Source organism: Modestobacter sp. VKM Ac-2984 (assembly GCF_026967985.1).
Lineage (GTDB): Bacteria > Actinomycetota > Actinomycetes > Mycobacteriales > Geodermatophilaceae > Modestobacter.
Window position 1 is genome coordinate 361,833 of the sequence record NZ_JAPVBJ010000002.1, and the last position, 25,860, is coordinate 387,692.

Annotated in this window: 27 protein-coding genes; 12 read left to right on the forward strand and 15 right to left on the reverse strand. The window is 73.7% G+C overall.

What is annotated here, in order from left to right; translation table 11 throughout:
• The first annotated feature begins 66 nt into the window (after positions 1–66).
• The 6 genes from modA (at position 67) to O2W16_RS05620 (ending at position 5,462) form a co-directional block, all read left to right on the forward strand.
• Entirely contained in the window at positions 67–828 is a 762-nt protein-coding gene (gene modA, locus O2W16_RS05595) for a molybdate ABC transporter substrate-binding protein (RefSeq protein ID WP_269157816.1), read from the forward strand.
• Positions 825–1,664 carry an ABC transporter permease gene (locus O2W16_RS05600; protein WP_269157817.1) on the forward strand — a complete coding sequence of 280 codons (840 nt, stop codon included), beginning with the start codon at positions 825–827 and terminating at the stop codon, positions 1,662–1,664. The genes modA and O2W16_RS05600 overlap by 4 nt, the downstream gene beginning before the upstream one ends.
• Complete coding sequence (locus O2W16_RS05605; protein WP_269157818.1) at positions 1,661–2,710, forward strand: ABC transporter ATP-binding protein; 1,050 nt, start codon at positions 1,661–1,663, stop codon at positions 2,708–2,710. Before O2W16_RS05600 ends, O2W16_RS05605 begins: the two co-directional genes overlap by 4 nt.
• A 12-nt stretch (positions 2,711–2,722) precedes the next feature.
• The gene (locus tag O2W16_RS05610; RefSeq protein WP_269157819.1) at positions 2,723–3,298 is read left to right on the forward strand and encodes a nucleotidyltransferase family protein; all 576 of its coding nucleotides are present in this window, start codon (positions 2,723–2,725) and stop codon (positions 3,296–3,298) included.
• Positions 3,299–3,319: 21 nt separating this feature from the next.
• Positions 3,320–3,739 carry a molybdenum cofactor biosynthesis protein MoaE gene (locus O2W16_RS05615; RefSeq protein ID WP_269157820.1) on the forward strand — a complete coding sequence of 140 codons (420 nt, stop codon included), beginning with the start codon at positions 3,320–3,322 and terminating at the stop codon, positions 3,737–3,739.
• 133 nt (positions 3,740–3,872) lie between these two features.
• Complete coding sequence (locus tag O2W16_RS05620) at positions 3,873–5,462, forward strand: SpoIIE family protein phosphatase (protein WP_269157821.1); 1,590 nt, start codon at positions 3,873–3,875, stop codon at positions 5,460–5,462.
• 24 nt (positions 5,463–5,486) lie between these two features.
• Here O2W16_RS05620 and O2W16_RS05625 read toward each other — a convergent pair whose 3' ends face one another.
• Genes O2W16_RS05625 through moaA form a run of 3 tightly spaced genes read right to left on the reverse strand, consistent with a single transcriptional unit; the run spans position 5,487 to position 7,003 of the window.
• A complete protein-coding gene (locus tag O2W16_RS05625) occupies positions 5,487–5,690 on the reverse strand; it encodes a hypothetical protein (RefSeq protein WP_269157822.1) in 204 nt (67 codons plus the stop codon).
• Positions 5,691–5,700: 10 nt separating this feature from the next.
• Positions 5,701–5,952 (reverse strand): MoaD/ThiS family protein, encoded by a 252-nt coding sequence (locus O2W16_RS05630; protein WP_269157823.1) that lies wholly within the window; start codon positions 5,950–5,952, stop codon positions 5,701–5,703.
• 1 nt (position 5,953) lies between these two features.
• Positions 5,954–7,003: a GTP 3',8-cyclase MoaA gene (gene moaA, locus O2W16_RS05635; RefSeq protein ID WP_269157824.1), complete on the reverse strand. Its 1,050-nt coding sequence runs from the start codon at positions 7,001–7,003 to the stop codon at positions 5,954–5,956.
• Positions 7,004–7,153: 150 nt separating this feature from the next.
• Here moaA and O2W16_RS05640 point away from each other — a divergent pair, with 150 nt between their 5' ends.
• The 4 genes from O2W16_RS05640 (at position 7,154) to O2W16_RS05655 (ending at position 12,024) form a co-directional block, all read left to right on the forward strand.
• Positions 7,154–8,413 (forward strand): MFS transporter, encoded by a 1,260-nt coding sequence (locus tag O2W16_RS05640; RefSeq protein WP_269157825.1) that lies wholly within the window; start codon positions 7,154–7,156, stop codon positions 8,411–8,413.
• Positions 8,414–8,485: 72 nt separating this feature from the next.
• Complete coding sequence (locus O2W16_RS05645; RefSeq protein WP_269157826.1) at positions 8,486–10,123, forward strand: peptide chain release factor 3; 1,638 nt, start codon at positions 8,486–8,488, stop codon at positions 10,121–10,123.
• Positions 10,124–10,156: 33 nt separating this feature from the next.
• Positions 10,157–11,044: a tryptophan 2,3-dioxygenase gene (locus tag O2W16_RS05650; protein WP_269157827.1), complete on the forward strand. Its 888-nt coding sequence runs from the start codon at positions 10,157–10,159 to the stop codon at positions 11,042–11,044.
• Between the two features lie 137 nt (positions 11,045–11,181).
• Positions 11,182–12,024: an aldo/keto reductase gene (locus O2W16_RS05655; protein ID WP_269157828.1), complete on the forward strand. Its 843-nt coding sequence runs from the start codon at positions 11,182–11,184 to the stop codon at positions 12,022–12,024.
• A gap of 142 nt (positions 12,025–12,166) precedes the next feature.
• Here the strand turns inward: O2W16_RS05655 and O2W16_RS05660 are convergent, their stop codons facing one another.
• The 3 genes from O2W16_RS05660 to O2W16_RS05670 form a co-directional block, all read right to left on the reverse strand.
• The gene (locus O2W16_RS05660; RefSeq protein ID WP_269157829.1) at positions 12,167–12,547 is read right to left on the reverse strand and encodes a GntR family transcriptional regulator; all 381 of its coding nucleotides are present in this window, start codon (positions 12,545–12,547) and stop codon (positions 12,167–12,169) included.
• Positions 12,548–12,549: 2 nt separating this feature from the next.
• Positions 12,550–13,488: a hypothetical protein gene (locus tag O2W16_RS05665; protein ID WP_269157830.1), complete on the reverse strand. Its 939-nt coding sequence runs from the start codon at positions 13,486–13,488 to the stop codon at positions 12,550–12,552.
• A 104-nt stretch (positions 13,489–13,592) separates the two neighbouring features.
• A complete protein-coding gene (locus tag O2W16_RS05670; protein WP_269157831.1) occupies positions 13,593–14,402 on the reverse strand; it encodes a DUF3097 domain-containing protein in 810 nt (269 codons plus the stop codon).
• A 269-nt stretch (positions 14,403–14,671) separates the two neighbouring features.
• Here O2W16_RS05670 and O2W16_RS05675 point away from each other — a divergent pair, with 269 nt between their 5' ends.
• On the forward strand, positions 14,672–15,457 hold the full coding sequence (locus O2W16_RS05675; protein WP_269157832.1) for a PRC and DUF2382 domain-containing protein: 786 nt from the start codon (positions 14,672–14,674) through the stop codon (positions 15,455–15,457).
• 141 nt (positions 15,458–15,598) lie between these two features.
• Here O2W16_RS05675 and ppk2 read toward each other — a convergent pair whose 3' ends face one another.
• From ppk2 to O2W16_RS05720, 9 genes are all read right to left on the reverse strand, one after another.
• Positions 15,599–16,588, reverse strand: coding sequence for a polyphosphate kinase 2 (gene ppk2, locus O2W16_RS05680; RefSeq protein ID WP_269157833.1), 990 nt, complete (start codon positions 16,586–16,588; stop codon positions 15,599–15,601).
• An 88-nt stretch (positions 16,589–16,676) separates the two neighbouring features.
• Positions 16,677–17,885 (reverse strand): glycosyltransferase family 4 protein, encoded by a 1,209-nt coding sequence (locus tag O2W16_RS05685; RefSeq protein ID WP_269157834.1) that lies wholly within the window; start codon positions 17,883–17,885, stop codon positions 16,677–16,679.
• On the reverse strand, positions 17,878–18,804 hold the full coding sequence (locus O2W16_RS05690; RefSeq protein WP_269157835.1) for a lysophospholipid acyltransferase family protein: 927 nt from the start codon (positions 18,802–18,804) through the stop codon (positions 17,878–17,880). The genes O2W16_RS05685 and O2W16_RS05690 overlap by 8 nt, the downstream gene beginning before the upstream one ends.
• A gap of 253 nt (positions 18,805–19,057) precedes the next feature.
• Entirely contained in the window at positions 19,058–19,705 is a 648-nt protein-coding gene (locus O2W16_RS05695; RefSeq protein WP_269157836.1) for an FMN-dependent NADH-azoreductase, read from the reverse strand.
• Between the two features lie 109 nt (positions 19,706–19,814).
• Positions 19,815–20,201 (reverse strand): YchJ family protein, encoded by a 387-nt coding sequence (locus tag O2W16_RS05700; RefSeq protein ID WP_269157837.1) that lies wholly within the window; start codon positions 20,199–20,201, stop codon positions 19,815–19,817.
• 79 nt (positions 20,202–20,280) lie between these two features.
• Positions 20,281–21,729 carry an argininosuccinate synthase gene (gene argG, locus O2W16_RS05705; RefSeq protein ID WP_269157838.1) on the reverse strand — a complete coding sequence of 483 codons (1,449 nt, stop codon included), beginning with the start codon at positions 21,727–21,729 and terminating at the stop codon, positions 20,281–20,283.
• Positions 21,730–21,793: 64 nt separating this feature from the next.
• Entirely contained in the window at positions 21,794–22,186 is a 393-nt protein-coding gene (locus tag O2W16_RS05710) for a MerR family transcriptional regulator (RefSeq protein ID WP_269157839.1), read from the reverse strand.
• A 1-nt stretch (position 22,187) separates the two neighbouring features.
• Positions 22,188–23,669, reverse strand: coding sequence for a SulP family inorganic anion transporter (locus O2W16_RS05715; protein ID WP_269157840.1), 1,482 nt, complete (start codon positions 23,667–23,669; stop codon positions 22,188–22,190).
• 161 nt (positions 23,670–23,830) lie between these two features.
• Positions 23,831–25,516, reverse strand: a complete 1,686-nt coding sequence (locus O2W16_RS05720) for a ribonuclease J (RefSeq protein WP_269157841.1) — start codon at positions 25,514–25,516, stop codon at positions 23,831–23,833.
• Positions 25,517–25,664: 148 nt separating this feature from the next.
• Between O2W16_RS05720 and O2W16_RS05725 the strand changes: the two genes are divergently transcribed.
• A complete protein-coding gene (locus O2W16_RS05725; RefSeq protein ID WP_269157842.1) occupies positions 25,665–25,856 on the forward strand; it encodes a hypothetical protein in 192 nt (63 codons plus the stop codon).
• Positions 25,857–25,860 lie beyond the last annotated feature (4 nt).

The following is a 25,860-nucleotide window of genomic DNA, read 5'->3' on the forward strand; positions in this document are numbered from 1 at the left end:
GAGCATCGCAGCGAGCGCCAGCGAGTGAGGAGCGGAGCGAGCGTGCACCGCCGAGGACCTGGTGCCGTGAGGCGGTCGGCGGCCGGTGCGCTGCTGCTGGTCCTCGCTGGGTGCGGGGTCGACGACGGCGGGCGGTCGATCGAGACGGACGGCGAGCTGGGCGGCACCCTCACCGTCCTCGCGGCGGCCTCGCTGACCGACGTCTTCACCGACCTCGGCGACCAGCTCGAGTCCGACCACCCGGGCCTGGACGTGCAGTTCACCTTCGCCGGCAGCTCCGCGCTGGCGACCCAGGTGGCCCAGGGTGCGCCGGCCGACGTCCTCGCCTCCGCCGACGAGGAGCAGCTGGCCGCCGTCGCCGACCCCGGTGCCGGGGCCCCGGCCGTCTTCGCGGAGAACACGCTGGTCATCGCCGTCCCGGCGGGCAACCCGGCCGACGTGACCGGCCTGGCCGACCTCGCCGACCCGGGGCTGACCATCGCCCTGTGCGCCGCCGAGGTGCCGTGCGGCGCGGCCGCCGGCCGGGTGTTCGACGCCGCCGGCCTCACCCCCGCGCCGGACACCCTGGAGCAGGACGTGCGCGCGGCGCTGACGAAGGTGCAGCTCGGCGAGGTGGACGCGGCGCTGGTCTACGCGACCGACGTCGCTGCGGCCGGTTCCGCGGTGGAGGGCATCGACGTCCCGGAGGCCGCCGACGTGGTCAACCGCTACCCACTGATGGTGCTCGAGGCCGCCCCGAACCCGCAGGCGGCGGAGGCGTTCGTCGACCTGGTGCGCTCCGACGCCGGCCGCCAGGCCCTCGCCGACGCCGGCTTCCGCCTCCCGTGACCCACCCGGTTCCACCAAAATGGCCATTTTGGTGGCGGCGGCCGGGGGACGGCGGGGTGCCGGCGCCGTTGCTGGTGCCGGCGCTGCTCGGGGTGGCGTTCCTGGTGCTGCCGCTGCTCGGGCTGCTGGTGCGCGCGCCGTGGTCGGAGATCGGTCCGCAGCTGGCCCGCCCGGGCGTCGGCGAGGCGCTGCGGCTGTCGCTGGTCTCCGCGACGCTGGCCACCGCCGTCTCGCTGGTCCTCGGCGTCCCGCTGGCCTGGGTGCTGGCCCGCTCGCAGCTGCGCGGGCGGTCGGTGCTGCGGGCGCTGGTGACCGTGCCGCTGGTGCTGCCGCCGGTGGTCGGCGGGGTCGCGCTGTTCCTGGTGCTGGGCCGGCAGGGGATCCTGGGCCGGTGGCTGTTCGAGGCCACCGGCTTCTCGCTGCCGTTCACCACCGCGGCGGTCGTCATCGCCGAGGCGTTCGTGGCGATGCCGTTCCTGGTGATCAGCGTGGAGGGCGCGCTGCGGGCCGCCGACGCCCGGTTCGAGGACGCCGCCGCCACGCTCGGCGCCGACCGGTGGACGACGTTCCGCCGGGTCACCCTCCCCCTGGTCGCACCGGGGGTCGCCGCCGGGGCGGTGCTCTGCTGGGCGCGGGCGCTGGGGGAGTTCGGCGCCACGATCACCTTCGCCGGCAACTTCCCGGGGACGACGCAGACCATGCCGCTGGCGGTGTACCTGACCCTGCAGCGCGAGCCGGAGGCGGCGATCGTGCTGAGCCTGGTGCTGCTCGGCGTCTCGCTGGCCACCCTGCTGCTGCTGCGCGACCGGTGGCTGGGGCGGGGGGCGGTCACGTGAGCCTGGCCGCCCACGTCGTCGTCCGGCGCGGGTCGCTCGAGCTGGACGTGCAGCTGGCCGTGGCCGACGGCGAGGTGCTCGCCGTCCTGGGTCCGAACGGGGCCGGGAAGTCCACCGTCCTGCGGGTGCTCGCCGGGCTGCTGCCTCCCGACGGGGGGCGGGTCGTCGTCGACGGCGACCAGGTCTGGGACTCCCCCGAGGACCACCGGCCCGCGCACGAGCGGTCGCTGGGCATGGTGTTCCAGGACCACCTGCTGTTCCCGCACCTCTCCGTCACCGACAACGTCGCCTTCGGGCTGCGCACCCGCGGTGTCCGCCGGGCCGATGCCCGGACGACCGCCGGGGACTGGCTGGCCCGGGTCGGCCTCACCGGGCTCGGGGACCGCCGTCCCGGGCAGCTGTCCGGCGGGCAGGCTCAGCGGGCGGCGCTGGCCCGGGCGCTGGTGGGGGAGCCGCGGGTGCTGCTGCTGGACGAGCCGCTGTCGGCACTGGACGCCCGCACCCGGCTCACCGTGCGGGCCGAGCTGCACCGGCACCTCACCGACTACGCCGGCAGCGCCGTCCTGGTCACCCACGACCCGGTCGACGCGATGGCGCTGGCCACCCGGGTCGTGGTGGTCGAGGACGGCCGGGTGGTGCAGGCCGGCACCCCGGCGGAGGTCGCCCGGCGTCCGCGCACCGACTACGTGGCCCGGCTGGTCGGTCTGGTCCTGCTGGCCGGCACGGCTGCGGGGACGACGGTCGAGCTGGACGGCGGCGGCACGGTCGCGGTGGCCGCCGAGGCGCACGGGCCGGTGTTCGTCGCCGTCCGGCCCGAGTCGGTGGCGCTCTACCTGTCCCGGCCCGCCGGCAGCCCGCGCAACGTGTGGCCGCTGCGGCTGGTCACGGCCACCCCGCACGGTTCGGTGGTGCGCTGCGACCTGACCGGGGAGGTGGCGCTGACCGCCGACGTCACCGCCACCTCCTTCGCCGAGCTCGGGCTGGCTCCCGGCGCCGAGGTCTGGGCCTCGGTCAAGGCCTCCGAGGTCGCCGTCTACCCCCGCTGAGAGAGTGGTGGGATGACGTCGGATGCACCCGTGGCCGGGCTCGTGCTCGCCGCCGGCGGCGGCCGCCGGTACGGCATGCCGAAGGCGCTGGTCGAGTACGAGGGCAGCCTGCTGGTCGAGCGGGCGGTCCGGACGGCGGCCGCGGTCTGCGACCCGGTGCTCGTCGTGCTGGGCGCCGCGGCGGTCGAGGTCTGGCAGCGCGCCGACCTGGCCGGGGCCACGGTGCTGGCCAACCGCGACTGGGAGAGCGGCATGGCCTCGAGCCTGCGGACCGGGCTGGACGGGCTGCGCGGCTGGCCCGGTCGGGTCGACGCGGTCCTGGTGCAGCTGGTCGACATGCCGGGGATGACGCCGGCCGCGCTGGCCCGGCTGGCCACGCACGCAGCACCCGACGCCCTGGCGGTGGCGACCTACGACGGCGTCCGCGGTCACCCGGTACTGCTCGGCCGCGAGCACTGGGCCGGAGTGGCCGGGACGGCGACGGGGGACGAGGGGGCCCGGGCCTACCTGGCCGCCCACGAGGTCACCGAGGTCGACTGCACCGGGCTGGCCGACCCCACCGACCTGGACCACCCGCCGACGGCGTGATGCGCGAGTACCTTCGCCGCCGTGGAGACGATCCTGGCCCGGGTGACAGAGGAGCCGCTGTCGGTCGCCGAGCACGAGGCGGCGGTGGCGGACGAGAGGGCCGGTGCGGTGGTCTCGTTCGCCGGTGTGGTCCGCGACCACGACGGTGGCCGCTCGGTCACCGAACTGGAGTACACCGGGCACCCGACCGCTGCTGAGCTCATCGCCGAGATCGCCGCCGAGTTCGCCGCCCGCCCCGAGGTGCAGGCCGTCGCCGTCTCCCACCGGATCGGGCTGCTCGGCATCGGCGACGTCGCGCTGGCCTGCGCGGTCAGTGCCGCCCACCGGGGCCAGGCGTTCACCGCGTGCGCGGAGCTCGTCGACGAGGTGAAGGCCCGGCTGCCGATCTGGAAGCGGCAGGTCTTCTCCGACGGCGCGGAGGAGTGGGTCGCCTGCCCGTGACGGGTGGGCTGCCTGGGACGGCGCCTTGCCTGCGGGGCCGTCTGCATGGCATAAACGCACCGACTCGACTCCAGCCCCGGGGCGAGTGCTCCTCCGGTGTACCGCAGGTGGCGGAATGACCGGGAGGTCCCACATGCCCTGGCGGGCTGGCGAACTGATCGTCGAGGCGATGCCCTCGGGCTTCCTGGCCCTGGACGGGGACTGGCGGATCACCTACGTGAACCAGGCCGGCGTCACGATCCTCGGTCTCCCCCGCGACGAGCTGGTCGGCGCCGACTTCTGGGAGACGTTCCCGGCCAACCGGGACAACGAGTTCGGCCGGGCCTACCGGCGCGCGTTCGACACTCGTGAACCGGTCAGCGTGGAGGGCTTCTACCCGCAGCCGCTGAACCGCTGGTTCGAGGTGCAGGTGATCCCGGCCGAGGACGGCCTGCTCTGCTACTTCTCCGACATCACCGACCGTCGCGCCAGCCGGGAGCGGCTGGCGATGCTCGCCCGGGTGAGCGCCGAGCTGGCCGGCACCCTGGACGTCGACTCCGCGGCCAGCCGCATCCCGCGGCTGATCGTCCCGGTGCTGGGCGACTGGTGCGTGCTGACCGTGCTGGACGACGACGGCCGCCCTCGGGACGTCGGCTGGTGGCACGTCGACCCCGCCCGCCGTCCGTTGGTGGAGCGGTACGCCGCCGTGCGGCTGAGCTCGATGCCGGTCACCTCCCCCGTGGTGCGGGCGTTGCTCGGCGAGACCGTGATCGCCGCCGCCGGTGACGTCGCCGCCCTGATGCCCGAGGGCCAGGCACGGGACCTGCTGGGGTTGCTCGGGCCGCACTCCGGGGTGACGCTGCCGCTGCGCGGCCGGGGGCGGACGCTGGGTGCGCTGACGCTGTACTTCGACGGCGACCGGGTGATGGACGAGTCCGACCTGGCCACCGCGCAGGAGGTCGCCGACCGGGCCGGCCTCGCGCTGGACAACGTGCGGCTCTTCTCCCAGCAGCGCCAGCTGGCCGAGGAGCTGCAGCGCAGCCTGCTCACCGGGGCCTTCACCCACGACCAGGCCGAGGTGGTCGTCCGGTACACCCCGGCGGCCGAGGCGGCCCGGGTGGGCGGGGACTGGTACGACGCCTTCCTGCAGCCCTGCGGGGCGACCATGCTGGTCATCGGCGACGTCGTCGGCCACGACACCGCGGCGGCCGCGGCGATGGGCCAGCTCCGTTCGCTGCTGCGCGGCATCGCGACCTACAGCGACGCCGGCCCGGGTGAGGTGCTGCGCGGCCTGGACGCGTCGATGGCCCAGCTGGAGGTCGGCACCTACGCCACCGCGGCGGTGGCGCGGTTCGAGCAGACCCCCGACGAGCTGGTCCGCGGCGTCACCCGGATGCGGTGGAGCAACGCCGGTCACCTGCCGCCGCTGGTGATCAACCCCGACGGCACCCTGGCCGCCCTGGCCGACTGGCGGGGCGAGCTGCTGCTCGGCGTCGACGCCGAGACCGCCCGCGGGGAGTCGGTGGTCACGCTGGACGGCGGGACGACGGTGCTGCTGTTCACCGACGGGCTCATCGAGAGCCGCGGCGGCGACCTGGACCAGGGGATGGCCCGGCTGCGCACGGCCGCCGCGGAGCTCGCCGGGCGGTCACTGGACGAACTCTGCGACGAACTGCTGGACCGGCTCGTGCACGGTCAGCCCGAGGACGACGTCGCCCTGGTCGCCATCCGCCTGCGCGGATAGCGACCGGCTGGCCGGCCGGGCGCGTCAGTGCGCGCCGGCGCCGGCCAGTCCGTCGTCGTCCCGGCCGTGGCGGTCGCGGTCGGCGCGCTCCTCCTCGGCCTCGGCCTCCAGGCGGCGGGCCTCGCCGTCGATGGTGGCCGCGGCGTCGCCGTGGGACTCGCCGTAGACCTGCTCGGCGCGGCCCAGCAGCTCCTCTGCCTTCGCCTTGGCCTTGTCGAACACGCTCATCGGGTACTCCTCATCCGCCGGCGAACGGGGGCAGGACGTCCACCACCGTGCCGGGCGTGAGCACCAACGCGCGGTCCCGGGTGGAGGTTCCGTCGACCAGGAAGGAGCAGGCGGTCAGCACCCGCTCCAGCCGCTCGCCGTGCGCGTCGGCGAGCTGGCCGACGAGCTCGGCCAACGTGCCGGCGTGCCGGGTCTCGGTGTCGACGCCGACCGCGGCGCGGGCGCCGGCGAAGTAGCGGACGGTGACGGTGGGTGCGGTCATCTCAGCCCCCGATCGCGGACATGGGACGGGACGGCTGCAGGAAGCTCGGGTCGTCGATGCCGTGCCCGGGGAGCTTGGACAGCGTCGCGATCCGCCAGCGATCGGCGATCTCGGTGTCGTCGGCGCCGCTGCGCAGGGCGCTGCGCAGGTCGGACTCCTCGCGGGCGAACAGGCAGTTGCGGATCTGCCCGTCCGCGGTGAGCCGGGTCCGGTCGCAGGCACCGCAGAACGAGCGGGTCACCGAGGCGATGACGCCGACGGTCAGCCCCGTGTCGTCGACCAGCCACCGCTCGGCCGGGGCGGCACCGCGCTCCTCGACGTCCGGGGTCAGGGTGTGCGCAGCGGTGAGCCGGGCGAGGATGTCCTCGGCGGTCACCATCTCCGCGCGGGTCCAGGCGTGGTGGGCGTCCAGCGGCATCTGCTCGATGAAGCGCAGCTCGTAGCCGTGCTCCAGGCAGTACTCCAGCAGCGGGACGGCGTCGTCCTCGTTGATGCCGCGCATCAGGACGGCGTTGACCTTCACCGGCGTCAAGCCGGCGTCCCGGGCCGCCTGCATCCCGGCGAGGACGTCGGGCAGCCGGTCGCGGTGGGTGATCTGCTTGAAGCGTTCGCGGTCCAGGGTGTCCAGGCTGACGTTGATCCGGTCCAGGCCGGCCGCTGCGAGGGCCGGCGCCATCCGGGACAGCCCGATCGCGTTGGTGGTCAGGCTGACCTCCGGGCGCGGGCGCAGGGCCGTGGTCGCCGCGACGATGCCCGGCAGGCCGGGGCGCAGCAACGGCTCGCCGCCGGTGAAGCGGACCTCCTGGATGCCCAGGTGCTCCACCCCGATCCGGACCAGCCGGACGACCTCGTCGTCGGTCAGCTGCTCGACCTTGGGCAGCCACTGGAGCCCCTCGGGCGGCATGCAGTAGCTGCAGCGCAGGTTGCACCGGTCGGTCAGCGAGACCCGCAGGTCGGTGGCGGTGCGCCCGTGCCGGTCGACGAGCCCGCCGCTGCCCGGGGTCACCGTCGGGCGCACCCGCGGGTCGGGGAGGGGGCTGGGAGTCGTCACGGCCCGAATGTAGTGCGGGAACGGCACGCGGGCGCGGTCGCGGTGAACGCCGTCGAAGCCCGGCGGCCGGCTGCTACGTTCGCGGGGCCACCCGAGGGTCCGGCGGGCATCCCCGCACTCGCCTGTGGCCAGGAAGCGCGAGAAGCAGCTGTGTCTCCCCGCACCGTCTTCAGTCCCCGCACCGTCTTCAGCCCTTATGCCCGGCTGTTCACCGTCCCCGGCGCCCGGGCCTTCTCCCTCGCCGGCTGGTTCGCCCGCGTGCCGATGGCCACCGTGGGCCTCGGCTCGGTGCTGCTCGTCCAGGCGGAGTCGGGCAGCTACGCCCTCGCCGGGGCCATCGCCGGCACGCTGTCGCTCGCCTTCGCCGTCGCCAGCCCGCAGTGGGCCCGGGTGATGGACCGCTACGGGCAGAGCCAGGTGCTGCGCTGGACGGCGCTGGCCTACCTCGTGCTGGGGCTGTCGTTCGTCGCGGTGGTGCTGGCCGGCGCCCCGGTCTGGACGTGGTTCGCACTCGCCGTGCTGAGCGGGGCGAGCGGCACCAGCATCGGCTCGGTGGTGCGCAGCCGCTGGGCGCACGCGCTGGACGACCCCGCCCAGCGGCAGACCGCCTTCGCCTTCGAGTCGGTCGCCGACGAGGTCGTCTTCGTCACCGCACCGCCGCTGGTCACCTTCCTGGCCGCGCTGGTCTCCCCGCCCGCCGGCTTCCTGACCGGGTTGCTGGTCGGCGTCGTCGGCGGCCTGGTGATGTCCCGGCTGGAGGCGACCGCGCCGCCGGTGACCCCCCGGGTGGCCGGGCAGCGGCACGTGCGGATCCGGGTGCTCACCTCCGGGCTCGTCGCCGTCGCCGTCACCTACCTGGCCATGGGCACGGTCTTCGGCGCGATGGACGTCGTCGTCGTCGGCTTCGCCGACGCGGAGGGCCGGCCGGCCATGGCCGGGGTGGCGCTGTCGGCGTACGCCGCGGGCAGCCTGGTCGCCGGGCTTGTCTACGGCGTGGTCCGGCTGCCGGGCGCGCTGGTCACCCGGTTCCTCGGCTGCGCGCTGCTGTTCGCCGTGGCCGCGCAGACCCTCTACCTGGTCAGCTCTCTGACGCTGCTGATCGGGCTGGCGTTCCTGGCCGGACTCACGATCGCCCCGGTGCTGGTCGCCGGGATGTCGCTGGTGGAGTCCCGGGTGCCGCGGGCTGCGCTCACCGAGAGCCTGACCTGGACCTCCACCGGCCTCACCGTGGGGGTCACCGCCGGCTCGGCGCTGGCCGGCACGGCGGTCGACCGGTGGGGGGCCGAGGCGGCCTTCGCCGTCCCGGCCCTGGGCGCCGCGCTCACCGGGGTGCTCGGGGTGGCCGCGTGGGCAGTGCTCCGCCGTCCGGACCAGGTGGTCGCCGAGGTGGCTCCGGCCACCTCGCACTGACCACACCGGCCCTGGCCGGCCGCCGTACATTGGACAGACCGTCCGCGCCACCTGAGGAGACCCGGCACCACGATGAGCACCGTCCCGAGCACGGAGCTCCGTCCCGACGCCAGCAACCCCGACGCCGCGACCGGTGCGGTGCTGGCGCAGGCCGCCCGGCGGCGGACGTTCGCGGTGATCAGCCACCCCGACGCCGGGAAGTCGACGTTGACCGAGGCGCTGGCGCTGCACGCGCGGGTGATCGGGCAGGCCGGTGCGGTGCACGGCAAGGCCGGGCGGCGGGGCACGGTGTCGGACTGGATGGACATGGAGAAGGCCCGCGGCATCTCCATCACCTCCGCGGCGCTGCAGTTCGAGTACCGCGACGCGGTGGTCAACCTGCTGGACACCCCCGGGCACGCGGACTTCTCCGAGGACACCTACCGGGTGCTGACCGCGGTGGACGCCGCGGTGATGCTCATCGACGCCGCCAAGGGGCTGGAGGCGCAGACGATGAAGCTGTTCGCCGTCTGCCGGCACCGCGGCATCCCGGTGATCACCGTGGTGAACAAGTGGGACCGGCCGGGCAAGGACGCCCTGGAGCTGATGGACGAGGTCGCCCAGCGCACCGGCCTGGAGCCCACCCCGCTGACCTGGCCGGTGGGCATCTCCGGTGACTTCCGCGGCGTACTGGACCGCCGCGACGGCACCTACCGCCGGTTCACCCGCACGGCCGGCGGGGCCACCATCGCCCCCGAGGAGACGCTGACCGCCGCGGCCGCCGAGGCCCGCGAGGGCATCGACTGGACCAGGGCGGTCGAGGAGAACGAACTGCTGGACGCCACCGAGGCCGACCACGACCAGCAGCGGTTCCTGGCCGGGGAGACGACGCCGGTCATCTTCGCCTCGGCGGTCTCCAACTTCGGCGTCGGCGCGCTGCTGGACGTCCTGGTCGACCTGGCTCCCCCGCCGCCCGCACGGCCGGACGCCGACGGTGTGCCGCGGCCGCTGGAGGCGTCGTTCAGCGCCTTCGTGTTCAAGGTCCAGTCGGGCATGGACGCCGCGCACCGCGACCGGCTGGCCTACATCCGGATCGCCTCCGGGGTCTTCGAGCGCGGCATGGTCGTCACCCACGCCACCACCGGCCGGCCGTTCGCCACCAAGTACGCCCAGCACGTGTTCGGCCGGGAGCGGGAGAGCGTCGACACCGCCTACCCCGGCGACGTCGTCGGCCTGGTCAACGCCAACGCCCTGCACGTCGGCGACACCCTCTACGCCGGCACGAAGGTCACCTTCCCGCCGCTGACCACCTTCGCGCCCGAGCACTTCGCGGTGATGCGCGGCAAGGACACCGCCAAGTTCAAGCAGTTCCGCCGCGGCGTCGGCCAGCTGGGCTCCGAGGGCGTGGCCCAGGTGCTGCGCTCGGACCGCCGCGGCGATCAGGCACCCGTGCTCGCCGTCGTCGGCCCCATGCAGTTCGAGGTGGCCGCGCACCGGATGGCACAGGAGTTCGGCGCGCCGGTCGAGCTGGACCACCTGCCGTACCAGATCGCGGTGCGCACCGACGCCGCCTCCGCCCCGGCGGTCGCGGCGGCCCGCGGGGTCGAGGTCTTCGAGCGCGAGGACGGCGAGCTGCTCGCGCTGTTCATGGACAAGTGGGACCTGCGCTCGCTCCAGCAGCGCAGCCCCGAGCTGACCCTGGAGCCGATGGTGGCCGCACAGCTGAGTTGATCGACGGCAGGGCCGAGGCGAGACACTGTCGCGGTGACCACGCGACAGTCCCCCAGCGCCCCGGCTCCGCTGGACGCCGGCACCCGGGCCGCCCGGGCCGCCGGCAACGCCGGCCAGCCCACCGTCGAGTTCGCCGAGGCGACCCCGTACGAGCAGTACGTGGGCGTGCGCCAGCTGCAGGCGCTGGTCCGGCCGGTGACCGAGCACCCGGCCGAGCCCGCCTTCCTGGTGGTCACCCAGGTGATGGAGCTGTGGTTCACGCTGCTGCGCCGGGAGTGGGAGCTGGCCCAGCAGCAGCTGCGGGCCGACGACCTGGACGCCGCGATCGGCTCGATCCGCCGGTCGGTGCACCACCTGCGGTCCCTGGACGCCAGCTGGGGCTCGCTGCTCTGGCTCACCCCGGCGGAGTTCAACGGCTTCCGCGACCAGCTGGGGGAGGCGTCGGGCTTCCAGTCCTACGAGTACCGGCACGTGGAGTTCCTGCTCGGGCTGAAGGCGGAGTCCGTCGTCCGGCCGCACCGCGGGCTGCCGGTGGTGCACGCGGACCTGCAGCGCGCGCTGGCCGCGCCGTCCCTGGAGGACGACGTCCTGGCGTACCTGGCCCGCCGCGGCCTGCCGGTGCCGGCCACCGTGCTCGAGCGGGACCGCACGGTGACCCACGAGCCCGATCCCGCCGTCACGGCGCTGTGGGCGGAGGTCTACACCGACCCGCGGCCGGGCAATGAGCTGTTCACCTTGGGGGAGGCGCTCACCGACGTCGCCGAGGTGTTCACCACCTGGCGGCAGCGGCACGTCACCGCCGTCCGCCGGGCGATGGGCGCCAAGCCCGGCAGTGGCGGTTCGGCCGGGCTGGCGTGGCTGGAGCGGAGCGCCGCGCGGGTGGTCTTCCCGGACCTGTGGGCGGCGCGCACCGTCGTCTGAGCCGCATTCCCGCACCCGCCGGTGAGATCTGTCGCGGGTAGGGCGCGGGAAGCCCGGGTAGGTGGGGGGTCGGCCGGTCGCGCACCACGGTGTCGCGCGCCGCCATCCAGCCCCGTTCGACGCTTGGAGGATCCCCCATGGCCACCGTGCCCACGATCACCCTGAACAACGGCGTGCAGATCCCGCAGCTGGGCTTCGGCGTCTTCCAGATCAAGCCCGAGGACACCGTCGAGGCCACCCGCACCGCGCTCGAGGTCGGCTACCGGCACATCGACACCGCCGAGATGTACGGCAACGAGGCCGAGGTCGGCGAGGCCGTGCGGCAGTCCGGCATCCCGCGCGAGGAGGTCTTCGTGACCTCGAAGCTCAACAACGGCTTCCACGCCCGCGAGGACGCGCTCAAGGCGTTCGACCAGACGCTGGCGGAGCTGCAGTTCGACTACCTGGACCTGTTCCTGATCCACTGGCCGCTGCCGGGCATCGAGGTCGACTACGTCGAGACCTGGAAGGCCATGGAGGAGATCTACCGCTCCGGCCGGGCCAAGTCGATCGGCGTCTCGAACTTCAACCCGCACCACCTGCGCAAGCTCTTCGCCGACAGCGAGGTGCGCCCGGTGGTGAACCAGATCGAGGTGCACCCGTACTTCGCGCAGAACGACGTGCGGGCGTTCAACGGCGACCACGAGATCCACACCGAGGCGTGGGCCCCGATCGCGCAGGGCAAGGTGCTCGACGACGAGGTCCTCACCCGGATCGGCGAGAACCACGGCAAGACCGCGGCCCAGGCCACCCTGCGGTGGCACGTCCAGCGCGGCGACATCATCTTCCCCAAGTCGGTCACCCGCAGCCGGGTCGAGCAGAACTTCGACCTCTTCGACTTCGAGCTCTCCCAGGCCGAGATGGCGGAGATCGACGGCCTCGACCGCGCGGACGGCCGTAACGGCCCGAACCCGGACGAGTTCAACTACATCCCCAGCTGACCCCGCTGGACCGTTCGCCGGCCGCCGTCCCCACCGGGGACGGCGGCCGCCGTCGTCCTGGAGCACTGTGCGCTGAGGGCCCACGCCGCCGCGGGAACAGGCCCCCAGCGCACAGTGCTCCGCAGTCGGAGCGGCGCCGGATTCAGCGGGGGGCGGCGGTGAGGAGTGCGGCCCGGACGACGGCGAGCACGGTCTCCGCTGGCACACCGTCCTCGCGGGCGACCTGGGCCAGGGCCGCGGCGGCCACGCGCACCCGGTCCTCTGCGGCGGGTGGTCCGGCCTGGCCGAGTACGACGGTGCCGACCCGCCGCCGGCTGACGACCAGGCCGGCCGCCTCCAGCTCCGTGTAGGCCCGCGCCACCGTCCCCGGGGCCACCCCCAGGTCGGCGGCCAGCGCCCGGATCGTGGGCAGCCGGTCGCCGGCGGCGAGCACCCCGGCCCGCACGTAACCGGCGATCTGAGCCCGGATCTGCTCGTACGGCGGCGTCGGACTGCCGACGTCGACCGTGACGTCCAGCGCCACGATCAGGCGGCGATCGGCTCGTCGGCCGGCACCCCGGGCGCCCGGGCCGCGAGGACGACGACGCCCGCGAGCGCCGTGACCAGCCCCAGCACCGCGAGGATCCCGCCGACCCACGGCAGGGCGGCGACCGTCGTCCCCGCGTCGAGGCCGTTGGCCGAGGCGGTGGCGATGACGCCGGAGGAGGCCGAGCGCACCGCGTTCCCGCTGACCGCCAGCAGCCCCCCGGTGACGACGAGGGCCGTCGCGGCGGTTCCGCGCAGCACCCGGTGCGCTGACGCGCGGCGCAGCGCGGCCTCGATCCGGTCGTCGGCGGTGACGACGGCCGGCCGCTGGGCGACCACCCGGAGCGCCGCTCCGGTGAGCAGGGCCAGCGCGAGCAGCCCGAGCGCGGCGGGGCCGCCGTAGGCGAGTCCGGCAAAGGGGGAGGCAGCACCGCGGATCGTGCCGCCGGCGGCGGACACGCCGAAGGACCGCCCGTCCGGCGCGGCGAGCAGCGCTCCCAGCAGCACGACGACACCGCCGCCCACCAGCGCTCCGGTGGTCAGGGCGACCAGTGACCGCGGGGCGGCGTCGAACAGGCCCCGGTGCACCAGGCGAGCCCGCCGCAGGTCGCCCTCCGGACGGGGCCAGGTCAGCTCGCCGAGGAGCAGGACGGCGGTGTACGCGATGCCGAAGGCCAGCGGGACCGAGAGCGCGGCGACCCCGTTCCTGCTGGCTCCCTGCAGTGTCCCCGGCAGCGTCGCGACGACGCCGGTACCGAGAGCCGCGGTCACGCCCAGGGCGACCGCGGCCACCGAGCTGACGGAGGCGTGTCGACGCGCGGCCGCGACGGTCGTCTCCCGGCTGGGTGGGGATCGCCGGACGAACCCGGTCCCGCTGGCAGCGGCGACGGCGACGAGCAACACGACGAGCAGCGGCAGCAGCGCCACGACGTCCTCCACTGAATCATTGAGTCAAGTGATTGACACAATGACCTGCCGTCGGCCCACACGCAAGCACCGCGGTCGGGGGTCGTCCTCGGGCGCAGTGCTGGCGTGGGCGGCTCTCAGTCGGTGGTGACGAAGTCGATGAGCTCCTCGACCCGGCCGATCAGCGTCGGTTCCAGGTCGGTCCACACCTTCACCCGGGCGAGGATGCGCTGCGCCCAGACGTAGCCGGTGTCGTCCTCCCAGCCCAGCCGCCGGCAGACGCCGGTCTTCCAGTCCTCGCCCCGGGGCACCGTCGGCCAGGCCTCGATCCCGACGACGGAGGGCTTGACCGCCTGCCAGATGTCGATGAACGGATGGCCCACCACCAGGGCGTGCGAGCCGGTGATCTGGGCGGCGATCCGGGACTCCTTGGAGCCGGTCACCAGGTGGTCGACGAGCACGCCCAGCCGCCGCCCCGACGACGGGCGGAACTCCTTGACGATCCCCGGCAGGTCGTCGACGCCGTGCAGCGGCTCGACGACGACGCCCTCGATCCGGAGGTCGTGGCCCCAGACCTTCTCCACCAGCTCGGCGTCGTGCTTGCCCTCGACGTAGATCCGCCCCTCCCGGGCGACCCGCGCCCGAGCGCCGACCACGTAGGTCGAGCCCGACGCGCTCCGCTGCGGGCCGGAGGGTGCGTTCTGCTTCGGCCGCACCAGCACGACCGGGCGCCCGTCGACCCAGAAGCCGGGGCCGAGGGGGTAGGCGCGGACGCGGCCGTTGCGGTCCTCGAGGTGGACGACGTCCTTCTCGCACCGCACGACGGCGCCGACGAACCCGCTGCTGGGGTCCTCGACGACGACGTCCTTGAGCGCCTCGACCTGGGGCGAGGGCTTCTTCTGGGTGCGCGGGTGGACCAGGTTGTCGTAGGGCGAACGAGGAGGCACCCGCCCATGCTCGGCGCGCTCGCCGCCCGATCCGGGCGCGACACGCCCGGTGCGTACGGTTCCTGCAGGTCTCCGGCGTGTCGGATCCGTGGTGCGTCCCTCGCAGGAACCCACGTCGACCTGCGAAGACGGGGCTCGTGGTCGGCGGTGGGCCGGCGACACGCACTACCACGTCGCTGAATCGATCGGGTGATCGCTGTTTTGCCGCGCTCCTGGCGGGCAGTTCAGAGAGCGAGACAGTACGACCCCCGAACGAAGGAGCGGAACACATGATCGGCACCGACACCCTCGACCGCGTGATCGGCGCAGACGTCATCGACGCCGACGGCAACAAGATCGGTACGGCTTCCGAGGTGTTCCTCGACGACCAGTCGGGTGCCCCCGAGTGGGTGACCGTGAAGACCGGCATGTTCGGCACCAAGGAGTCCTTCGTGCCGATCCGGGACGCGGACCTGACCGGCGATGGCCTGCGTGTCCCGGTGAGCAAGGACGCGGTGAAGGACGCCCCGCGCATCGACTCGGACGGGCACCTCTCCCCGGCCGAGGAGACCGAGCTGTACCGGCACTACAACATGACCGAGACCGCCGTGGTCACCGAGGCGCCGGTCGCCACCGAGACCGCCGCACCGGTCGCCACCGAGACCGCAGCGCCGGTCGGCCACGACACCTCGGGCCCGAACACCGACGACGCGATGACCCTCTCCGAGGAGCGGCTCCGCGTCGGCACCCGTAGCGAGGGCGAGCGCAAGGCTCGTCTGCGCAAGTACGTGGTGACCGAGAACGTCTCCGAGACCGTGCCCGTGACCCACGAAGAGGTCCGGGTCTCCCGGGAGCCGATCACCGACGGCAACGTGGGCAAGGCCATGGACGGCCCCGCCATCAGCGAAGAGGAGCACGAGGTCACCCTCACCTCCACGACCCCCGTCGTGGAGAAGGAGGCCGTGCCGGTGGAGCGCGTCCGCCTGGAGAAGGACACCGTGACCGAGAACGTCCAGGTCGACGAGTCCCTCCGCAAGGAGGAGATCGAGACCGAGGGCGTCGACAAGAAGCGCTGACCAAGCGCTTCCAGGCGTGGGCCCCGCCCGCGCCACCGCACGACCCAGGACCAGCACGACGCCCGCTCCGATCCATCGGGGCGGGCGTCGTGCCGTTCTGTGGAGGGCGCCCGTGCGCCGTGCCGGCCGGAGCCGCCGCGGTCAGCCGTGCTCGGGCGGCAGGGTCTCCCCGGGTCGCGGCATGACCGGTGCGCCGGCCTCCTCCTCGAGGACCTCGGCGGCCGAGCCCACGATCAGCGGGTCCGGCGTGCCGACGGCGGCCGGGTCCTTGCCCGTGTAGTCGAACCGGGCCAGCACGTGACGCATCGCCTCCAGGCGGGCCCGCTTCTTGTCGTTGCTCTTGATCACCGTCCACGGGGCGTGCCCGGTGTCGGTGTGCAGGAACATCGCCTCCTTGGCCTCGGTGTATGCCTCCCACTTGTCCAGCGAGGCCAGGTCGGTGGGGGAGAGCTTCCACTGCCGCACCGGGTCGATCTGCCGCACGATGAACCGGCTGCGCTGCTCGCCCCGGGTCACCGAGAACCAGAACTTGACCAGGTGGATGCCGCTCTCCACGAGCATCTGCTCGAACTCCGGGGCCTGGCGCATGAAGCGCAGGTACTCGTCGGCGGTGCAGTAGCCCATCACCCGTTCCACGCCGGCGCGGTTGTACCAGGAGCGGTCGAACATCACGATCTCGCCGGCCGCGGGCAGGTGCTGCACGTAGCGCTGGAAGTACCACTGCGTCTTCTCGCGCTCCGAGGGCTTGTCCAGGGCGATCACCGTCGACCCGCGCGGGTTGAGGTGCTCGGTGAACCGCTTGATGGTGCCGCCCTTGCCGGCGGCGTCGCGGCCCTCGAACACCAGGACCAGCTTCTGGCCGGTGTCCTTCACCCATCCCTGCAGCTTGAGCAGCTCGATCTGCAGCTGCCGCTTCACGATCTCGTACTCCCGGCGCTCCATGCGCTCGCTGTACGGGTAGCCCTCGCGCCAGGTGTCGACCCGGTTGCCCTCGGGGTCGAAGAGCTCGCGGTCGTCGTCCCAGTCCTCGTCGGAGTGGGTGTCCGGCAGGGCGTTGAGCCGCCACCGGGACAGGTCGAGGACGGGCGAGCTCGTGCCCTCGGGGGCGCGGTCGCGGATCTGGTGGGTCACGTCGTCTCCGGTCTCCGGGTGCAGGTGCCACGTACCAGGTGCTGGCCCGATCCTGCCCGGCTGCGGCTCGGCCTGCCCGCCCCGGGGGTCAGTGGGCGCGGACCATGGTGCGTACGTGCTGGAGGTGACCGATCAGCTGGTCGCCGATCCGGCCCCAGGTCCTGGCCTCCACCGAGGGTCGGGCCCGCGCGGCGGCGGCGTGCAACGCAGTGCGGTCGTCCCGCAGCCCGGCGACCATCGCGGCCAGCAGGTGGGGGTCGTCCCCGGCCCAGAGCCAGCCGTTCTGCCCGTGCCGCACCAGGTCCAGCGGACCGCCGGAGGCGGCGACGAGGGCGGGGACGCCTGCGGCCAGCGCTTCCTGGACCGCCTGGCAGAACGTCTCGTCGGCCCCGGGGTGCACGAAGAGGTCCAGGGAGGCGACGAGGGCGCCGAGCCCTGCCCCGCCGAGCTGGCCGAGGAAGTGGGCGCGCGGCAGCCGGCGGGCCAGCTGGCGGCGCTGCGGGCCGTCGCCGGCCACGACGAGCCGGACCCCGGGCAGCTCGCTGAGCGGCGCGAGCAGCTCCAGCCGCTTCTCCACCGCCAGCCGGGCGACCACGCCCACGAGCAGCTCCCCGTTCGGCGCGAGCTCCTGGCGGAGGTGGGGGTCGCAGTGCCAGGGGGCGAACTGGTCGAGGTCGACGCCCCGCGGCCACAGCGTGACCGGCCCGATCCCGTGCCGGGCCAGCATCGCCAGGGTCGCCGTGGAGGGAGCCAGCGTCAGGTCGGCGGTCTCGTGCACCGAGCGCAGGTACCGCCAGGCCGCCGCCGGGCCACCGGGCAGCCGGTGGTGCTCGGCGTAGGCGGCCAGGTCGGTCTGGAAGACGGCGACCGACGGCACCCCCAGCGTGCGCGCGGCCCGGGCAGCGGCCAGGCCGAGCACGGCAGGCGAGGCCAGGTGGACGACGTCGGGGGCCAGCCGGCCCAGCACCTGGGTCAGGTCGCCGGCCGGGCGTGCGACGGAGAGCTGCCAGTAGCCGGGCAGGCGCATCGACGGGACGGTCGCGACCTCCACCCAGGCGCCGCAGCGGGACTCGTAGCCCGAGCCGGAGGGGGCGACCACCACCGGGTCGTGGCCGCGGACGGCGAGGTGGTCGACCAGCCGCAGCACCGAGTTCACCACCCCGTTGACCGCAGGCAGGAACGTCTCGGCGACCACGGCGACCCGCATGCCCACGCCGGCGGGCGGCAGTCGCGCCACGACCGGCTCCGGCCGGACGACGTCCTCCAGCGCGTTCCCGTGCAGCGCGTCGTCAGGCAATGCGCGCTGCTCCCGGGTGGGTCGGGATGACGGAGGGCCGGCGGACCGGCCTCCGGCGGGCGGGCACCCGGGGCCGGCGGGGATGGGCGGCCACCACGGGGGGCTGGGCCTCGGTGACGGCGGCGACGGCGTACTCGGCGAGCGCGGCCAGCTCCCGGCGGTCGGCGCCGGCCGGGTCGAGCGCCGGCAGCAGGTGCACCTCCACCACCAGGCCGCGGACGGTGACCACCCGGGCGATGCTGCGCCACAGCGGTTCGTCGCCCAGGAAGCCGGCGACCGCGGTGGAGGCCTGCCCGTGGACCCGGTACCGGACGGCGACCGGGCAGACCGGGGCAGCGGCGTCCACGGCGGCCTGGAAGAACGCCGGGCGGAAGCGGCCGAGCTCGACCCCGCACGCCGTCGTCCCCTCGGGGTGGACGGTCACCGGTGTGCCCGACCGCAGCAGGCCGGCGACCTGCGCCACCGTGCCGGGGAGTGCCCGGATGCGTGCCCGGTCGACCAGCACGGCGCCGGCCCGCCGGGCCAGGCCGCCGAGGACCGGCCAGTCGCCCACCTCGCGCCGGGCGACGGGCACCCCCGGCACCACGGTCAGCATCGCCAGGTCGTCGATCCAGGAGACGTGGTTACCGACCACCAGGTGTCCCGGGCCGCGCCCGACACCGGCCCGCGGCCAGGCCACCGCCGGTGTGGTGACCTCGACCCGCACCCCGGCGGCGGTGAGCAGTCTCGCCGCGGCGCACACGACCAGCCGTCGCCGTCCCCGCGCACCGGTCCACGGCGCGCGCAGGGCGGCGACGCCGGTGCCGGCCAGCGCACCGCTGAGCCGGAGCCAGCGGCGCCGCCGGGTGGCGGCGTCCACGGTCGGCACCGGGTCGGCCGTGCAGGCGGTCGTGCAGCCGGAGACCGGCACCCAGCTCATCGGTCGCCCCCGGCCTCGCGGGCGCGGTGGGTGGTCGGGTTCGTGGTGCAGCTGCGGCGGGATGCCGGCAGGGGGGTGGTCGACGCGGTGGTCCCAGCTGCGGTCACGGCGACACCTCGGGTGTCGGGAGGCCCCTGGACGAGGCCCGGACGCTGCCAGCGTCAGCGGCGGAGGTGTCCGGTGGGTGGCCGCTCCCTGGCGTGCCCCCGTCGGTCGGGCGAATCCCGGCCCGGCCGACGGGCGGGGCGGCCGCTCAGGTGGTGAGGCGCTCGGCCAGTTCCTGGGCGAAGCTGCGGGCGGCATCGGCCTCGGCGGCGGCGCGGTCGCGGAGGTCGGCCATCGCCGGCACCCGGTCGGCCAGGGTCAGCTGCAGGGTGATGACCGAGACGGTCATCCCGAACGAGCGCCCGAGCACGAGCTCCAGGGGCGGCACGGTGTGGTCCCAGCTGGCCTGCTCGCCGCCGGCGTCGTAGCTCGCCCCCCGGCTGGAGACGATCACGGCGTTCCGCCCGGCCAGTGGGCGCGCCTCGAAGTCGCCGAACGGCACGGTCACGCCGAGCACGTGCACGTGGTCGACCCAGGCCTTGAGGGTGGAGGGCAGCGACCAGTTGTACATCGGGGCGCCGACCAGCAGGACGTCGGCGGCCAGCAGCTCGTCCAGGTAGACCTGCTGCTGCGCCTCGGCGGCCGGGTCGACCACCTCCTCGGCCGTGCGCAACCGGGGGGCCCAGTGCAGGGCGGCGTCGGGCAGGTGCGGCGGCGGGTCCGCCTGCAGGTCCCGGGACGTCACGGTGAACTCCGCGCCACGGGCCTGCCAGCCCTGGACGAAGGCGGCGGTCACCCCACGCGAGGCGGAGCTGCGCGGATCGGCGGACGAGTCGAGGTGCAGCAGGTGCGGCATCGGGGTCTCCCGGGGCTGGGGATGGGCGGGGTCTCCGGGGCCCACCCAAGCAGGGCCGGCCACCGGGGCGCCGGTCGGGGCGGATGTTCCACGTGGAGCATCCGCCGGCTCAGTCCAGCGACACCCCGTCGACGTACCGCCACTGCCCGTTCTCGCGGGCGAACCGGCTGAGCTCGTGCTGCACCCCCGGCACCCCGCCGGTGCGGTGGTGGGCCCGGAACTCCACCGTGCCATCCGGTGCCAGCAGGGCGCCGCCGCTCGCGGCCAGCACCTCCAGCCCGGTCCAGCGCACCGCCGGGTCGAGCTCGAGGCCGTCGGGCCGGGTGGTGGAGTGCCAGGTGCTCAGCAGGTAGCCGGCGTCGCCGACGGCGAAGGCGCTGTAGCGGGAGCGCATCAGCTGCGCGGGCGTCGCCGCGGTCGCCGCTCCCGCGTGCAGCCGGCCGCAGCACTCGTCGTAGGGCAGGCCGGTGCTGCACGGGCAGCGGTGGGAGGGCACGGCCCGAGTCTCCCAGGTGCCGGACCGGCCCGTCCCTGACGCGGTGCCGGGACGGCGCCCGGGACCGGCCGCTGCCGGGTCAGTCGGTGCCGGCCTCCATCGCCGCACGGTCCAGCAGCTCGTCGTGCTCGGAGACCCGGCCGCGGGAGGCGATCGCCTCCGCGCCGCCCTGCTCGCTGGCGTCGATCAGCCCGGTGGCGGCGGCCTGCGCCGCCCCGATGGAGGTCGGGGTGGCGCCGCCGACCATGCCCATCCGGGCGTACTGCTCCAGCTTGGCGCGCGAGTCGGCGATGTCCAGGTTGCGCATGGTCAGCTGGCCGATCCGGTCGACCGGCCCGAAGGCGGAGTCCTGGGTGCGCTCCATGGACAGCTTGTCCGGGTGGTAGCTGAAGGCCGGGCCGGAGGTGTCCAGCACCGAGTAGTCCTCGCCGCGCCGGAGCCGCACGGTGACCTCGCCGCTGACGGCCATGCCGACCCAGCGCTGCAGCGACTCGCGCAGCATCATCGCCTGCGGGTCCAGCCAGCGGCCCTCGTACATCAGCCGGCCCAGTCGGCGGCCCTCGCTGTGGTAGTTGGCCAGCGTGTCCTCGTTGTGGATGGCGTTGACCAGCCGCTCGTAGGCGATGTGCAGCAAGGCCATGCCCGGGGCCTCGTAGATGCCCCGGCTCTTGGCCTCGATGATCCGGTTCTCGATCTGGTCGGACATCCCCAGGCCGTGCCGGCCACCGATCGCGTTGGCCTCCAGCACCAGGTCGACCGGGGTGGCGAACTCCTTGCCGTTGATCGTCACCGGCCGGCCGTACTCGAAGCCGATCGTGACGTCCTCGGTGGCGATCTCGACCGCCGGGTCCCAGAACTTCACGCCCATGATCGGCTCGACGGTCTCGATGCCGGTGTCCAGGTGCTCGAGGGTCTTCGCCTCGTGCGTCGCGCCCCAGATGTTGGCGTCGGTGGAGTAGGCCTTCTCCGCGCTGTCCCGGTAGGGCAGGCCGTGGGCGACCAGCCACTCCGACATCTCCTTGCGGCCGCCGAGCTCGGTGACGAAGTCGGCGTCCAGCCACGGCTTGTAGATCCGCAGCGAGGGGTTGGCCAGCAGGCCGTAGCGGTAGAACCGCTCGATGTCGTTGCCCTTGTAGGTCGACCCGTCGCCCCAGATCTGGACGCCGTCGGCCAGCATCGCGCGCACCAGCAGCGTGCCGGTGACCGCCCGGCCCAGCGGGGTGGTGTTGAAGTAGCTGCGGCCGCCGGAGCGGATGTGGAAGGCCCCGCAGGTCAGCGCCGCGAGCCCTTCCTCCACCAGGGCGGACCGGCAGTCGACGAGCCGGGCCAGCTCGGCGCCGTAGGCGCTGGCCCGGCCGGGAACCGAGCCGATGTCGGGCTCGTCGGCCTGGCCGATGTCGGCGGTGTACGTGCAGGGGACGGCGCCCTTGTCGCGCATCCAGGCCACCGCGACCGAGGTGTCGAGGCCGCCGGAGAAGGCGATGCCGACGCGTTCGCCGACGGGCAGGGACGTGAGCACCTTGGACATGGACACAAGTATGCATTCGCATGTATGACCATGCAAAGCCGGGTCGGGTGACCCGCGTCCCGTCCTAGCGGTGGGCCGCCAACCGGTCGGCCAGCGTGCCGGCGAACCCCTCGGCGACGGCCAGCTGCTCGCGCAGCGCGGCGACCCGCGCCACCGCCGCCTCGTGGAACTCCTGCAGCCGGGCCAGCAGCTGCGCGCGGTCGCCGGTGGCCTGCTCCAGGTCGTGCAGCAGGGTGAGCAGCTCCTGCATCTCCTCCAGCGAGAAGCCCAGCGGCTTCATCCGCTTGATCACCTCGAAGCGGGCGACGTCGGCCTCGCTGTAGAGCCGGAAGCCCCCCTCGGTCCGGCTCGTGGGGACGACCAGCCCGTTCTCCTCGTAGAACCGGATGGTGCGCAGGCTCAGCCCGATCCGCTCGGCGACCTGGCCGATCTGCATCAGCTCGCCGCGCCCGGCCATCTCAGTGCCCCCCGGCGAGCTGGCCGGTGTGCCGCGCGAAGCGGTCGGCCGAGTGCTCGTTCAGGCCCACGATCTGCACGCTCTTGCCACGCGTCTCGTACTTGTGGGTGATCGCGTCCAGGGTGGCGACGGTCGAGGCGTCCCAGACCTGCGCGCCGGACAGGTCGATGACCACGTCCGTGGGGTCGTCGGCGTAGTCGAACTGCTGGTACAGGTCGTTGCTGGAGGCGAAGAACAGGGCGCCGTGGACGGCGTAGTGGCGCGTCGTCCCGTCCGGGCTGGTCGTGCTGGTGACCTCGACGAGGTGGGCGACCCGGCGGGCGAACAGCACGCAGGCGACCAGCACGCCGGTGCCGACCCCGATGGCGAGGTTGTGGGTCCACAGGGTGACCGCGATGGTGGAGAGCATCACGATCGTCTCGCTGCGGGGCATCCGGTGGATGGTCCGCAGGCTGTGCCAGTCGAAGGTGGCGATGGCCACGAAGATCATCACGGCCACCAGCGCAGCCATCGGGATGATCGCGACGATGTCGCCGAGGGCGACGACCAGGATCAGCAGGAACACCCCGGAGAGGAAGGTCGACAGCCGGGTCCGCGCACCGGACCGGATGTTGATCATCGTCTGGCCGATCATGGCGCAGCCGCCCATGCCGCCGAAGAAGCCGGTGACGATGTTGGCCACGCCCTGCCCCCAGGACTCCCGGGTCTTGTCCGAGTGGGTGTCGGTCAGGTCGTCGACCAGCTTGGCCGTCAGCAGGGACTCCATCAACCCGACGAACGCCACGCCCAGGGCGTAGGGGGCGATGATGCTCAGCGTCTCCCAGGTGAGGGGCAGGTCGGGGATGCCGAAGAACGGCAGGCTGTCGGGCAGCTCGCCCTGGTCGCCCACGTTCGGCACGGTGAGGCCGACCGCGACGGTGAGCCCGGTGAGCACCACGATCGAGACGAGCGGAGCCGGGACGGCGGAGCTCAGCCGCGGGAGCAGGAAGATGATCGCCAGGCCGGCGGCCACCATCGGGTAGACCAGCCAGGACACGTCGACCAGGTACGGCAGCTGCGCGGTGAAGATCAGGATGGCCAGCGCGTTGACGAAGCCGATCATCACGCTGCGCGGGACGAAGCGCATCAACCGGGCGAAGCCGGCCAGTCCCAGCAGGACCTGGAACACCCCGCCGAGGACGACCGCGGCCAGCAGGTACTCCAGGCCGTGGTCGCGCACCAGCGGGGCGACGACCAGCGCGATCGCCCCGGTGGCGGCGCTGATCATCGCCGGACGGCCACCCGTGAAGGCGATCACCACCGCCATCGTGAACGAGGCGAAGAGACCGACCCGGGGGTCGACGCCGGCGATGATGGAGAAGCTGATCGCCTCGGGGATCAGCGCGAGGGCCACCACGAGGCCGGCGAGCACCTCGGTGCGGGCCACCTTCGGCGCGAGCCAGGCGGGTCGGCGGGGCGCGGACAGTGCGGTAGAGGAGGACATGCCACCGTGTTCGGGTCGTGCGCCGGGCAGGCGCGGGCGTGGATGCCCGGAACAGCGGTGGTCCGGATCAGGACGGCAGCGAAGCAGCTCCCGCCGCCGACACCCTACCCTCACGCAAGGGGAGAGTGGGGTGTCGGCGCACTGTGATCCGGGCGACCCGGTCAGGCGTCGATGACCACCGGGATGATCATCGGCGTGCGGCGGTGGGACCGGTTCGCCCAGTTGCTGACGGCCTTGGCGATCAGCTGCTCCAGCTGGGTGGCGTCCTTGACGCCGTCGGCCGCCGCCCGGGCCAGTTCCCGCTCGATCAGCGGCACCGCCGCATCGAAGGACTCCGCCTCGTGGACGAACCCGCGGGCCAGGAAGTCGGGGGCCTCGACGAGCTGGCCGGTGTTGGCGTCGACGATCGCCACGACCGTGATGACGCCCTCCTCGGCCAGGGTGCGCCGGTCCTTGAGCGAGGCCTCGGTCGCCCCGCCGACGGTCGAGCCGTCGACGTAGACGTTGCCCGCGGGCACCTTGCCGGTGATGGAGACCCGACCGTCGACCAGGTCGACCACGGAGCCGTCCTCGGCGATGACCACCCCGTTCGGGTGGACCCCGGTGCGGATCGCCAGGTCGGCGTTGGCCCGCAGGTGCCGCCACTCCCCGTGCACCGGCATGACGTTGCGCGGCTTGACGAGGTTGTAGCAGTACACGAGTTCGCCGGCGCTGGCGTGCCCGGAGACGTGCACCTTGGCGTTGCCCTTGTGGACGACGTTGGCGCCGATCTTGGTGAACTCGTTGATGATCCGGTAGATCGCGTTCTCGTTGCCCGGGATCAGCGAGCTGGCCAGCAGCACGGTGTCGCCCTCGGAGATCCGGATGACGTGGTCCCGGTTGGCCATCCGGGACAGCGCCGCCATCGGCTCGCCCTGGGAGCCGGTGCAGATCAGGCACACCTGGTCGGCGGGCAGCTTCTCCAGCACCTTCATGTCCACGACCAGTCCCTTGGGCACCCGCAGGTAGCCCAGGTCGCGGGCGATCCCCATGTTCCGGACCATCGACCGGCCGACGAAGGCGACCTTGCGGCCGTGCTGGTGCGCGGCGTCGAGCACCTGCTGGATCCGGTGCACGTGGCTGGCGAAGCTGGAGACGATGACCCGCTTGGGCGCGGTCCGGAAGACCGTGTCGATCGCCGGGGTGAGCTCACCCTCGGACGTGGTGAAGCCGGGCACGTCGGCGTTGGTGGAGTCGGTGAGGAAGAGGTCGACCCCCTCCTCGCCGAGCCGGGCGAAGCCGCGCAGGTCGGTGATCCGCTGGTCCAGGGGGAACTGGTCCATCTTGAAGTCGCCGGTGTGCAGCACCAGGCCGGCCGCGGTGCGGATCGCCACGGCGAGCGCGTCGGGGATGGAGTGGTTGACCGCCAGGAACTCCAGGTCGAAGGGGCCGAGCCGCAGCTCGTCGCCCTCCGCGACCTGCTCGGTCACCGGGGTGATCTTGTGTTCCTTGAGCTTGGCCTCGATGAAGGCCAGCGTCAGCTTCGACCCGATGACGGGGATGTCCCGCCGCTCCCGCAGCAGGTAGGGGACGCCGCCGATGTGGTCCTCGTGCCCGTGGGTCAGCACGACCGCCACCACGTCGTCCAGCCGGTCCCGGATGGAGGTGAAGTCGGGGAGGATCACGTCGATCCCCGGCTGGTGCTCCTCGGGGAAGAGCACGCCGCAGTCGACGATCAGCAGCTTGCCGGCGTGCTCGAAGACGGTCATGTTGCGGCCGATCTCACCCAGCCCACCCAGGGCGACGATCCGCAGGCCAGTGGGCGCCAGTGCGGGGAGCGTGCCGGGGTCTCGGCGGGAACGGCTCATGCCCTCACGCTACGTGCGCGCGACCGGGGACCTGCCGCCGGTCCCGTCGTGACTGCATCCGGCCGTCTGCATCCGAGTCGGCCTTTCGCGGAGAACGTCTGGTGTGGAGTCGCTCGCGAGGGACCAACACCAGTGGGTCGTCCAGCCGTTGATCGATGCCGGTCTGCAGCTCGAGGAGATCCGGTCGCTGGTGTTCGGCCTGGCCTTCCAGGGCGTCGTCGGCGAGGGGCGCGGGGTGCTGGCCTGCATCCGGGACCTCGTGGCGGACCGGCCCGCGGAGGTGCGGAGCGCCTGGGTGGAGGTGGTCCACCGGCTGTTCCAGCTGGAGCCCCCGACGTAGGCGC

Coding starts and splice junctions, on each gene's coding strand:
- O2W16_RS05610 (WP_269157819.1), top strand. CDS start 2,723: ATGACGTCGGATGCACCCGTGGCCGGGCTCGTGCTCGCCGCCGGCGGC.
- O2W16_RS05710 (WP_269157839.1), bottom strand. CDS start 22,186: ATGGCCGGGCGCGGCGAGCTGATGCAGATCGGCCAGGTCGCCGAGCGG.
- O2W16_RS05630 (WP_269157823.1), bottom strand. CDS start 5,952: ATGACCGCACCCACCGTCACCGTCCGCTACTTCGCCGGCGCCCGCGCC.
- O2W16_RS05655 (WP_269157828.1), top strand. CDS start 11,182: ATGGCCACCGTGCCCACGATCACCCTGAACAACGGCGTGCAGATCCCG.
- O2W16_RS05645 (WP_269157826.1), top strand. CDS start 8,486: ATGAGCACCGTCCCGAGCACGGAGCTCCGTCCCGACGCCAGCAACCCC.
- argG (WP_269157838.1), bottom strand. CDS start 21,729: ATGTCCAAGGTGCTCACGTCCCTGCCCGTCGGCGAACGCGTCGGCATC.
- O2W16_RS05675 (WP_269157832.1), top strand. CDS start 14,672: ATGATCGGCACCGACACCCTCGACCGCGTGATCGGCGCAGACGTCATC.
- O2W16_RS05715 (WP_269157840.1), bottom strand. CDS start 23,669: ATGTCCTCCTCTACCGCACTGTCCGCGCCCCGCCGACCCGCCTGGCTC.
- O2W16_RS05620 (WP_269157821.1), top strand. CDS start 3,873: ATGCCCTGGCGGGCTGGCGAACTGATCGTCGAGGCGATGCCCTCGGGC.
- O2W16_RS05695 (WP_269157836.1), bottom strand. CDS start 19,705: ATGCCGCACCTGCTGCACCTCGACTCGTCCGCCGATCCGCGCAGCTCC.
- O2W16_RS05625 (WP_269157822.1), bottom strand. CDS start 5,690: ATGAGCGTGTTCGACAAGGCCAAGGCGAAGGCAGAGGAGCTGCTGGGC.
- O2W16_RS05720 (WP_269157841.1), bottom strand. CDS start 25,516: ATGAGCCGTTCCCGCCGAGACCCCGGCACGCTCCCCGCACTGGCGCCC.
- O2W16_RS05690 (WP_269157835.1), bottom strand. CDS start 18,804: ATGAGCTGGGTGCCGGTCTCCGGCTGCACGACCGCCTGCACGGCCGAC.